We start from the raw sequence: 1230 nt of genomic DNA, 5'->3' as shown, positions 1-1230 counted from the left end.
CGCCCGGGCCGCGCTGGTACTGCCGGCCGCCGCCCTGCTGGTCTCGGACCTCCCCGGTGGCCCCGCCGCCGGCAGTCCGGTGATCCTCGCGTGGGACACCGTCCTGCCGGGGTTCCTGCTCCCGCTCGCCCCGCCCGTCGTCATGGCGTCGCTCGGACTGCTCCTCGCCGCCCTGTTCAAGGAGTCACCGGTGTCCGACCTCACCCCAGTGCCCCCGGCCCGCAACGGCGAGGCCGACTACAGCTCCGGCGTCGCGGTCTGCGGCGCCGTCCGGACACCCGGCGGCGCCGCCGTACCGCGCGCCGTCCTCACCCTGGTCGACGCCGCCGGCCGCCAGTGCGGCCGTGCCGCCTCCGGCGACGACGGGCGGTTCGCGCTGAGCGGCCCGGCGCCCGGCGGCTACATGCTGATCGCCTCCGCCACCGGTCACCGACCGCGCGCCGTCGGGGTCACCGTGCGCGAGGCCACCGCAGAACTGGAGGTGCTCCTCGGCGGTCCGGGCCGGCTGCGCGGCCGGGTCCGCACCCCGGAGGGCGACCCGGTCCCGGACGCGGTGGTCACCATGACCGACCCCCAGGGGGACGTGGTGGCCACGGCCCGTTCCGCCGCCGACGGCGGATACCGGCTCGAAGGGCTGGTCGCGGGCGACTACACCCTCGCCGCCGGAGCCCCCGGCCGCCGGCCCGGAGCCCTGCCCGTCACCGTCGTCAACGGCGACCAGCCGCCGCAGGACATCGAGTTGACCGGAGGCGCCGTGCTGCGCGGCGCCGTCCGCAACGACGCCGGCCGGCCGGTCGCGGATGCCCGCGTCACACTGACCGACAACCACGGCGAAGTGGCCGGGACCGTACTCACCTGCGAGAAAGGGCAGTTCGCCTTCACAGCCCTCGCGCCCGGCGAGTACACGGTCGTCGCCGCCGGATACCCGCCGGTGGCCACCGGGCTCCAGCTGTCCGGCGGCGAGCACAGCGAGCGGGACCTTCGGCTCGGCCACGACTCGGCCACCACCTGACCCGGCGGACCGCGCCGCCACCCGGCTCCCGGCCGTGCGCCGTCCCGCCGCCCCGCGCTCTCCCGTGCCCTTCCCCACGGTGCGCGGGGCACGGTACCGGGGCACGAATGCGCCCACCCCGGTTCTGCCCGTATCCGCTCGCCACTGTGAGCGGAGGGCGTACGGTGGAACGATCCGCCCGGCGAAGGAGCAGACCGTGGTCCCCCAGCCCCTGATCC

At 76.8% G+C, this 1230-nt stretch carries 1 protein-coding gene; it reads left to right on the top strand.

Annotated elements, in window-relative coordinates; genetic code table 11:
- On the top strand, positions 1-1012 hold a 1012-nt coding region (locus E0D90_RS25705; protein ID WP_130800304.1), incomplete at its 5' end, for an MSCRAMM family protein.
- Between the last annotated feature and the right edge of the window lie 218 nt (positions 1013-1230).

The organism is Streptomyces otsuchiensis (assembly GCF_004305975.1).
GTDB classification, from domain to species: domain Bacteria; phylum Actinomycetota; class Actinomycetes; order Streptomycetales; family Streptomycetaceae; genus Streptomyces; species Streptomyces otsuchiensis.
This window is presented reverse-complemented; position numbering and strand designations above follow the sequence as displayed.